The sequence below is a fragment of the Candidatus Palauibacter australiensis genome (assembly GCA_026705295.1).
Lineage (GTDB): Bacteria > Gemmatimonadota > Gemmatimonadetes > Palauibacterales > Palauibacteraceae > Palauibacter > Palauibacter australiensis.
Window position 1 is genome coordinate 22,734 of sequence record JAPPBA010000184.1, and the last position, 9,515, is coordinate 32,248.

Consider the following 9,515-nt stretch of genomic DNA (forward strand, 5'->3'; position numbering starts at 1 on the left):
CATCGTCGTCATCGGTGCGTTCGTCTTCCTGCTGGCCGCGCTCGTCGCCGTGGCGGTCGCGCTTTCCGGCCGCTGGGACGCCTGGGCGGCGGTGGCCGGGGCGGAGGGTGTGGGTTGGCGGCTTCGCGCGCCGTGGCTCGTCGGAGCCGTGGCCTGCGAGGTCCTGGCCCTGTTGGCCGGCGCCGTCCTCTGGGCCTCCGTGTTCCGCGCCTGCGGTGCCCGCATGGGTGTGCGGGAAGGCGTCTCCGTGTGGCTCGGGTCGCAGCTCGCCCGGTACCTGCCGGGCAGGATCTGGCAGGCCACGGGTCTCATCGCCTACGTCCGCGCCCGCGGCGATTCCGGCGTGGTCGCGCTCACGGTGGCGCTCGTCCTGCAGGCGGGCACGCTCGCCACCGGGGTGGGCATCGGGGCGGCCGTGCTCGGCCCGGGCGCATTCGGCGCCATCGGACCGTGGTCGGCGGTGTTCGGCCTCCTCGTCATCGGCGCCGCCCTCGCGCCGCCCGTGCTTCGGGCCATGATCCGGCTGGGCCGCCGGCTGTTGCGGGAAGCGCCCGACTCCGAACCTCCCGCGGTGCGGGGAGGCCTCCTCCTCCGGGCCACGCTGGGGCGCCTCGTGCTATGGTTGCCACACGGCCTGGGCTTCTGGTTGCTGCTCGAAGGGATGCTCGTGTCCAACCCTCTGGGCCCGCTCCAGGCGATCGGAGTGTTCGCGACTGCCTACGTGGCCGGATACCTGGTCATCCTGGCGCCCGCCGGCATGGTCGTGCGAGAAGCGGCGCTGGCGAGTCTCCTCGGCGTTGCGGCCGGCCTTCCGATCGGGCCCGCGGCCGCGCTCGCCCTGGCCGCCAGACTCTGGTCCACGCTGGCCGAAGTCGTCGGGTTCGCGATCGCGGCGCTGATCGGGATGGGCGCGCGCCGGGGATAGTCGCCAAGCCGACGTCCCGTGGAGTTGCCCCGGGTCGGCCGGTACGTTGAGCGAGCGTTGGGCAGACCCGATAGAAAGCGATGATGGACGGAGTCATGAATGCCTTCGAGGGATAAACGGCGGCGCGGGCCCGAGCCGGCGCCTGGGCACGGCAGCGAAGGGGCGGATCCCGGACCTGCGGCCGTCGTGCCGCGTTGGGCTCCCTGGGTTCTGTTTCCCGGCCTCGGGATCGTGCTCTTCGCATCCTTCATCTTCAGCGATGCGATGTTGGTGGGGACCGATACGCTCTCCGGCGGATATCACGCCCGCGCCCTCTACGCGGACGACATCAGGGAACTCGGCCGGGTGCCGCTCTGGCAGCCCGAGGTTCTGGGAGGCACTCCGTACATTGATGGGCTGAGCGCGGGCGACGCGCTCTATCCCCCGTCGTTGCTCCTTCTCCTTCTCACCGAGACGTACCGGTCGCTGGGCTGGAAGCTCATCCTGCACGTGATCGCCGCGGGATTCTTCATGTTCGGTTGGACCCGGGCCCTCGGCGTCTCGCGGAGTGCGGCCCTCGTGTCCGGGGTCGGTTACATGCTGGCCCCGGTGATGGTGAGTTTCGTCTACGGCGGGCATGACGGGAAGCTGTTCGTGACCGCCCTCGCGCCGCTCCTGTTTCTCTGTACGGAGCGCTACTTCCTCCGCCCCCGGTTGAGTTCGTTCACCGGCATCGCGCTCGTCGTGGCGGCGGTCATCCTGACGCCGCACTTCCAGTTGGCGTACTTCCTGTTCGCCGCCGTCGGAGCGTTTGCGATCTTCAGGACGATCGGCTTCCTGCGGCAGAGAGCGGGGCACGAGGAGGAGACCTCCGACAGCGCGAGAGGTCTGTCCGGCGTGCGGAGCCGGCGGGCGTTCGGGCGTTTCGGACTCTTCCTGCTGGCTTCAGTCGTGGGTGCGGTCATCGCCGCAGGACAGCTCATTCCCGCTGTCGGCTATGTGTCCGAGTTTTCCCGGCGCACGGCGACGTCCAGTGAACTCGCGGGAGAAACCGGCGAGGCGTGGTCGAGTTCGTGGTCGCTCCACCCCGAGGAAGTTGCTTCGCTGGTGATCCCGGAGTTCGTCGGCAGCAGCGTGGACGGGTCCGCCGCGTGGGCCGCGGGCACCTATTGGGGCCGGAATCCGTTCAAGCTCAATTCCGAGTACGCGGGATTGGTGCTTCTCCTGCTGGCGGCGGTGTCCTTCGCCGGCGGCGCACGACGCGGCACCCGCTGGTTCTTCGCGGGCCTGGCCGGCGCCGTGCTCCTGTTTGCACTCGGCGCGCATACGCCCGTGTGGCGCATCGCGTACGAAGTCGTGCCGGGCATCCGAATGTTCCGGGCTCCATCCACGGCGATGTTTCTGTTCGCATTCTCCGTGGCGACGCTGGCCGCCCTGGGTGTCGACCGTATTCGCGCCATCCGGAAGGAGACGCCGGCGTCCAGAAGGCCGCAGCGCGTACTCCTGTGGGGCGCCGGCATCCTGGGGGGGGTGGCGTTACTCGCCTCGGTCGGGAGCCTGACGTCCACATGGACGGCCGTCTTCGGGATCGGCGAAGGGCGCCAGGCGGCGCTCGCGGCAGCCGTGCCCCACATTGCGGCGGGCGCCTGGCTCGCGTTCGCGCTGGCGGGAGGTCTCGCGATCCTGGCGTGGGCCTACTGCGGGTCCCGCCTCGGCCCGGCCCTGCTCCTTGTCGGGCTCGTCGCCCTGGTGGCCGTGGACGCGCTGCGGGTGGACCGGGTCTTCGTTCAGACGACGGATTTCCACCAGTGGGCCGCTCCGGATCCGAACATCCAGGCGGTGCTGGAACGCGAGCGGGGGAACGACGAGCCCTACCGCATGCTGTCCCTGCGGAGGGCCGGACAGGACCTCGATCCGGTCCTGAGCGGGATCGAAATGGCGGCCGGCCACCATCCAAACGACCTCGCCCGCTACCGCGAACTGATCGGGATGGCCGGTTCCGGGCTTCCGCTCAATCTCCTGCAGTCCGGCAAGATCCGGGCCCTGCTGAACGTGCGGTACATCCTCTGGCCGGATCTCGCCATGGGGCAATCTCCGGCGGGACCGGTCCTCAGCCGCACGCAAACGCCGGACGGTCGGACCCTGGAGTCCGTCTTCGAGGAGGCGGGGCTGTCTCGTGCCCGCCTCGTGGGCTCCGCCGTCGTCAAGACCGACGAGGAGGCCGTGCCCTACATGCTGTCGCCGGACTTCGACCCGGAGAGGGAAGTGGTCCTGGCCGAGGCGGCGCCGCTGGAACTCGACGGGGGTTCGGTCAGTGGCGAGGTGACGTGGCGCGAGCGCGGACCCGATCGACTTCGGCTCGAAGTCATTTCCGAGCGGCCCGCCCTCCTTGTGGTGGCGGACAACTGGTATCCGGCGTGGAAGGCCCGCGTGAACGAGGAGAGCGTGCCGGTCATGCGCGCGTACCACACGCTGCGGACCGTGCCCGTGCCGGCTGGACGGGCCCAGGTGGAGATGTACTACGAATCCGGACTGCTGAGGTGGTCGTTCTGGCTGGGCATCGCGGTGCTGCTTGCCCTGCTCGTGGCGAACGGCGTTCAGTTCCGGCGAGCGCGCTCGGAGAGAAGTTCCGTGTAAATCTCTTCGTGGCGGTCCGCGAGGCGCTCGTTGCTCCACTGCGAGACCACCCGCCGTCGCGCCTCGGCACCCAGGTCGGGCAGCCGCCCGCCGCTCAGCAGCCTTGTCACCAGCCGCGCCAGGCTCACCGGGTCCGCGGGCTCGCAGAGTCCTCCGACGCTGTCGTCGACGATCTCCGGGAGGCCCCCGACGTTCGTTGCCGCCACCGGCAATTCGCACGCCATCGCCTCGAGCGCGGCCACGGATGTCGCCTCCATGAGGGAAGGGAAGACGGCGAGATCGCACGAGGACAGCAGTCGAGGCATCTCGGCGTGCGGTCGGGCCCCGAGGAAGCGCACCCGGTCCGAAACACCGAGTTCGCGCGCCAGCGCCTCGAGCCGGTCCCGTTCCGGGCCGTCGCCCACGATGAGCGCTTCCACGGCGACATGTTCGGCGATGAGCGGGAGCGCGCGCACGAAGTACTCGACGCCGTTCTTCTCGAACAGGCGTCGCGGAGCGATCAGGCGAGCGGGTCGCTCCGTACGGCGCTTCGGCTCGGGCGCGCCGCTGCGACGGAACGTCACGGTGTCCACGCCGTTCGTCAGCGCCTCCACGTGCACCCCCGGAGCGATCGACTCGCCGACGCCCGCGATCTCCCGGCTCGCCGCGAGATTGTGGTCCGCCGCGCGCAGGAACCCGCGGAAAACCGGGCGCCAGAAGCGGGAGTCCGCACGCCGGAGGAAATGGCTCGTGTGGTAGGTGGTGACGATCGGGGTCTCGCTCGTGCCGCGCGCCACAAGGCAGGGGGGGACCGCAGCGATATCCTGCGCGTGGAGGATATCCGCCTCCTGGGCCCACTCGATGAAGCTCGGCAGCGACCCCAGCGCATGGGCGGCCCACCCCGGCGTGTTCCGTGCGGGAAGCCACGTCCTGCGAAGCTCCACACCGTCCATGGTCTCGAACGCCGGCAGACCGGGCAGCGAAGCGGACGTCACCACCCGCACCGTGTGTCCTCGCGCCGCCAGCGCGCGGCAGAGGAAATGCACGTGACTCTCCAGGCCTCCGACCTCGGGCGCATAGTAGACGGTGTGCATGAGGATGTTCATCCGGCCCAATCCTCGATTCGGCGCGTCCGGCCGAGCAGATCCGCGGCGAGGATGTCCGCGATCCGCTCGCCGGCCCGCCCGTCTCCGTACGGGTTGCGGGGCGGTTCAAGGCCGGGCTCACGAGAAAGGGCCGCACGGGCGCGCTCCGCGATGAGCCGGCGATCCGTCCCGACGAGTTCGGCGACGCCCGCCTCCACTCCCTCCGGGCGCTCCGTGACATCCCGCAATACGAGGACGGGGGCGCCGAAGGTCGGCGCCTCCTCCTGAATGCCGCCGGAATCGGTCATCACGAGCGCCGCGGATTCCAGCGCCGCTACGAGGTCCAGGTAGTCGAGCGGCTCGGTGAGGCGAATGCGCGGGTGGTCCGCCAGCAACTCGCGCGCCGGCACGAGGACGTTCGGGTTGGGATGGACGGGATAGAGCACGCACACATCGGGGTGGGCATCGGCCACGTCCCGAACGGCCCGGAAGATCTCGGTGAGAGGAGGGCCGAAGGCTTCGCGACGATGCGCGGTCAGCAGGACGAGCCGCGCCTCGCCACCCCGTACCCGCGACCGGATCTCCGCCAGGGCGGGATCCTTTACGGGCCGCTTCCGGCGGGCGACGGAAAGCAGAGCGTCGACCACCGTATTCCCGGTGACGAACACACTGTCCGGGGAGGCGTTCTCTCGCAGCAGCTCGTCGCGCGCCCGGATCGTCGGGGCGAAGTGGTACTCGGACGCGACATCCGTGAGCCGGCGCAGGATCTCCTCCGGGAAGGGCGCGTAGCGGTCGTGGCTGCGGAGCCCCGCCTCGACGTGCCCCACCTTCACCTGCTCGAGGAAACCCGCCAGCGAGGCGGCAAACACCGTCGCCGTGTCGCCCTGCACGAGGAGGACATCCGGCGCGGCCTCGCGCAGGATATCGCGCAGGCCAAGGAGGACGCGGCTCACGACATCCGCCACATTCTGGCCCTCCCGCATCACGTTCAGCCGGTAGTCCGGTGCCAGGCCGAAGATGTCCAGCGCCGGCTCCACGAGGTCGAGGTGCTGCCCGCTCAACGCGAGCTTCGTTTCGAACGCCGGCTCGAGACGGCGGAGCGCGTCATGCACCGGCGCCATCTTGATCGCTTCCGGACGGGTCCCGATCACGATCAGGATTCGCGGGACGGTCGTCATTCCTCGTCGGCCGGCTTGACGATGAGGCCGCCGCTGCGCCCGACCCTGGTGAACGGCAAGCCGTGGCGGTCGGTGAATTCGGAATATGCCTGGAGGGCGCCGTCCGCCCAGTCCGGTTCGATGCAGTCATCGACGACGAACCCGCCGCCGGGGACGACGAGGGGCCAGAGTGCTTCGAGTACCTCTCGCGTGGGAAGGTAGAGATCCACGTCCAGCAGGACCGCGCCGACCGGACCCGTGACGTCGGCCCAGTTCACCTTCGCGCAGTCGCCCGCGACGATGCGGTAGTTCGAATAGCCCAGGCGCGTGAGGCCGTGCTCGAACACCCGGCGGTCCAGGTAGGAATAGTCCGAGATCTCCGACCTCGTCTTGCGCCGCTCGCCGGTCTCATGCGCGATGCTCTCCGGAGTGAAGCCGTCGAAGGTGTCCACGAGAACCAGGTCCCGCGGGTCGCGGGTCGTCATGAGGTGTTCGAGGATGAACACGGAGCTGTCTCCGCGACCGACGCCGATCTCCACGACGGCGCCTCCGGTCCGTCGCGTCACATCGATGAGGCCCAACATCGCCGCCAGCACCCCGGGATCCACCCAGTAGGGATACGTCGGCAGCATCACGTTCCGTAGCAGCGGGGTCCGGTACACGATGCGTCTGGCCGCGCCCACGAGACCGGGCAGCCGGCGGTGAACGGCCCGGACGAACGAAGCGAGCCGTCCCGCCCGGCGCACGTCGCCCTCGGGCCGTCCGGTCTCGGGCCCTTCAATCTCGGGGGACGATTCGCGGAGCGGGGATGCCAACCGGTGGTCCTTTCGGCCCGAGCCGCCGGCCGAATCGCGAGCGCGAGCGGGGGAACCTGGAGTGATCCTGGGGGATACAAAGGGCCAAGCTACGTTGCCGCCGAAACGCTGCCAACCGATCGACAGGGAGGAATGCCGCCAATGTCGCGCATCGCCCCTCCGCGCCTCCTCGCCCTTGCCGTGCTTCTCGGTTGCGGAGCGGAGGACGACTCGATCATGGATCCCGGCGCGGCGCCGCCGGCCACTCCGCCGAACCTGGCGCCCGTGGCCACCAGCGCCATCCCGGCGCAGTCCGTCCCCGCCGGTACCAACGCCACGCTGGATCTCTCGCAGTTCTTCCGGGACCCTGATGGCGATGCCCTGACGTACAGCGCCACGTCCTCCGATACGCTCGTCGCGGAGGCCGCGGTGTCCGGCGACCGGCTGATCCTCATTGCCCTCTCCCGGGGCGAAGCGACGGCCATGGTGACGGCCAGCGACGGGTTGGGCGGCGAAGCCCGGCAGTCGTTCTCCGTGACGGTGCCGAACATGCCGCCGATGGCGGAGGGCGAGATCGCTTCACGGACGCTCGTCACCGGGAGCACGGAAACCCTCGATCTCTCCAGCTACTTCACCGACCCGGAAGGCGATTCCCTGACGTACAGTGCCATGTCCTCCCACCCGCTCGTCGCGGGCGTCTCCGTTTCCGGAAGCGAGTTGACAATGGTCGGCCTTGCCCCCGGCGTGGCGGAGGCGACGGTGACGGCGCGGGACGGGGAAGAAGCCGAGGCCCGGCAGAGCTTCGAACTGGCCGTCTGCGCCGTGCCGGCAGGCATCCTGCACTGGTGGTCGGCCGACGGCAGCGGCGCCGACCGTATCGGGGGCGTGGACGCGACGCTCATGCACGGAGCGGGCTACGCCGAGGGCGTTCCCGGCGCCGGGGAGGCCTTCTCCTTCGATGGCGTGGATGCGATCGCGCTCGTGCCGAACGCGCCCACCCTCAAGCCGGCGGGGCCGTTCTCCGTCATGGCGTGGGCCAAACCGGGACCGGACGAGGCCAGCGGCAGCGGCACCGCCCTCGGAAAGGGACACCCCTGGCAGGAGTCGTGGCTGCTCGACAACCACAACGGCCGGTGGAGGTCGGTCCTCAGAGTGCGGCCCGGCTTCGGCGGAGACGCGAGGGTCTCCGGACCGCGCCTTGTCGCCGGCGAGTGGACCCACCTGGCCATGACTTGGGACGGCCAGCGCCTCACGTTCTACGTCAACGGAGAAGCGCAGGGAACGCACCGCGCCGGGAGCATCAACCCGACCGACGGGCCCGTCGGCATCGGATCGCGAAGCGAGGAGGGGTTCTCGGACGACGCATTGGAGGTGGAGTTCGAGGGAGAGATCGACGAAGCGATGTTCTTCGGGCGGGCCCTCGGCGAGGAGGAGATAGGGTCGGTAGTCCGAAACACCGCCACCGGCTTCTGCAGATCCTGACCGGCACGAGTCGGCGTCACTGCGGACGACCAGGACGTTGTCTTTTCTGATACGCAACCGCCTACCTACCGGTCTCTCACGCGTTGCGACGCCGGGCGTGGGGTATGAGGTTACCGGGAACCTGCGAACTGTCGGCGGACCTTGTTCGTCACGCTCGTAGCGCAAATGCTGAACGCAAGCCACACAAGGTAGAATGGACCGTATGACGAATGCGGGACTGTCACTGGACGCGGATGACGGGCGTGGCCTGCCGTTGTTTCCGGAGCTGGCGGCCCCGTCCCCGTTCCGACGACCGGCGGATGCGCAGTCCCCGTTCGAGGATCCCCTCCTTGAAGCGCTAACCCGGACGCGTCCCGTGCGTCGCCTCAAGCGGATCGGATTCCTGGGCGCGATTGATCGCACCAAGTCCCGAAACTGGCATAACCGCCACGACCACAGCGTCGCCGTCGCACGACTGGCACTCCTGTACGCCACGCTTCGCAACCTGTCCCAACGCGACACCCGGGTCTTGGCGGTGGCCGGGCTGCTTCACGACGTCGGTCACGGCCCCTTGTCGCATACGCTGGAACCCATCTTCAAACGTCGATTCAACATCTCGCATCACAAAGTGGGATACCGGATCATTCGCGGGGAATCACGACTCGGGCGCCAGATCCCGAACCTGCTGTCTCGGTATCGTCTCGATCCCGACGAAATTATCGCGATGATCGACGGTACTCACGGAGGACCACACGCATTTCTCTTCTCAAGTCCCATCAACTTCGATACGATCGATGGAGTCACGAGATTCCGTTCCTTCTTCCTGGGAAGAAGGCCGGAAGTTGGATCCGCTGCGGTGATCGTGCGGGCGATCTCCGTGACCGACGCGCTTCCGACGCGGACACTCGATGTTTTTTGGCATCTAAAGCACCAGATGTACAACTCGGTTCTTCACGGTCCGGCCGGTCTCCTATACGATGGCCTCGCACAAGCCGCGGCGACGCGGGACATTCATCGCTTCACACCGGAGGATTTTTTCAAGGACGAACCACAGTTCCGGCGTCGTGAACCGAGACTCTTTGGATTGCTTGATCGGGCGCGGAAAGCTCCTCGCAGATTGCGAAGAGGCCTGTCCGATGCCATCCTCGATCATGAGATCGACGCGCCTACGCGCACGTTCTTCCGTAACACCTCCGTCGAACTCAAGACGCCGGGCGATCTCGTCCGCCGCTATAAGCAGAGTAAAACGTTCCGTAAAGCGAGTATTAGCGAGTTGCTTCCAACAGAGGACCCAACAAATTGCCCCTGTCGCGTCATACAGCCAGCGTTCTCGATGCCTGCAGGGATCGCTCCGAGAAAGGCATCGGAACGATGCGGGAAGCCGCTAGAACCCTGTTTGGCGGCGAATCCGACTTCTTGATCGGAGTCAACGGAAGCTATGCCCGCAGAGAGGCTACAGGGGGCTCGGATGTCGACGTGTTCTTCCTGGCAACTGACA

The 9,515-nt window shown here is 68.3% G+C and carries 7 protein-coding genes; 4 read left to right on the plus strand and 3 right to left on the minus strand.

Annotated elements, in window-relative coordinates; all coding sequences use genetic code 11:
- Positions 1–49 precede the first annotated feature (49 nt).
- Both OXN85_15500 and OXN85_15505 read left to right on the plus strand, forming a co-directional pair.
- Entirely contained in the window at positions 50–925 is an 876-nt protein-coding gene (locus tag OXN85_15500) for a hypothetical protein (protein MCY3601372.1), read from the plus strand.
- A gap of 186 nt (positions 926–1,111) precedes the next feature.
- Entirely contained in the window at positions 1,112–3,541 is a 2,430-nt protein-coding gene (locus OXN85_15505; protein MCY3601373.1) for a hypothetical protein, read from the plus strand.
- On the opposite strand, the gene OXN85_15510 is transcribed toward OXN85_15505, so the two are convergent.
- The 3 genes from OXN85_15510 to OXN85_15520 are packed head-to-tail and all read right to left on the minus strand — an operon-like array spanning position 3,502 to position 6,577.
- Positions 3,502–4,626 (minus strand): glycosyltransferase family 4 protein, encoded by a 1,125-nt coding sequence (locus tag OXN85_15510; protein MCY3601374.1) that lies wholly within the window; start codon positions 4,624–4,626, stop codon positions 3,502–3,504. The genes OXN85_15505 and OXN85_15510 overlap by 40 nt on opposite strands.
- Complete coding sequence (wecB, locus tag OXN85_15515; protein ID MCY3601375.1) at positions 4,623–5,783, minus strand: UDP-N-acetylglucosamine 2-epimerase (non-hydrolyzing); 1,161 nt, start codon at positions 5,781–5,783, stop codon at positions 4,623–4,625. The genes OXN85_15510 and wecB overlap by 4 nt, the downstream gene beginning before the upstream one ends.
- A complete protein-coding gene (locus OXN85_15520; protein ID MCY3601376.1) occupies positions 5,780–6,577 on the minus strand; it encodes a class I SAM-dependent methyltransferase in 798 nt (265 codons plus the stop codon). Before OXN85_15520 ends, wecB begins: the two co-directional genes overlap by 4 nt.
- Positions 6,578–6,718: 141 nt before the next feature.
- Between OXN85_15520 and OXN85_15525 the strand changes: the two genes are divergently transcribed.
- Together OXN85_15525 and OXN85_15530 are read left to right on the plus strand one after the other, a co-directional pair.
- The gene (locus OXN85_15525) at positions 6,719–8,038 is read left to right on the plus strand and encodes a hypothetical protein (protein MCY3601377.1); all 1,320 of its coding nucleotides are present in this window, start codon (positions 6,719–6,721) and stop codon (positions 8,036–8,038) included.
- A gap of 355 nt (positions 8,039–8,393) precedes the next feature.
- Complete coding sequence (locus tag OXN85_15530; protein ID MCY3601378.1) at positions 8,394–9,437, plus strand: HD domain-containing protein; 1,044 nt, start codon at positions 8,394–8,396, stop codon at positions 9,435–9,437.
- The last annotated feature ends 78 nt before the right edge of the window (positions 9,438–9,515 follow it).

Excerpts from the sequence above, each read along its gene's own strand:
- wecB (MCY3601375.1), bottom strand. The coding sequence starts at position 5,783 with ATGACGACCGTCCCGCGAATCCTGATCGTGATCGGGACCCGTCCGGAA.
- OXN85_15525 (MCY3601377.1), top strand. The coding sequence starts at position 6,719 with ATGTCGCGCATCGCCCCTCCGCGCCTCCTCGCCCTTGCCGTGCTTCTC.
- OXN85_15510 (MCY3601374.1), bottom strand. The coding sequence starts at position 4,626 with ATGAACATCCTCATGCACACCGTCTACTATGCGCCCGAGGTCGGAGGC.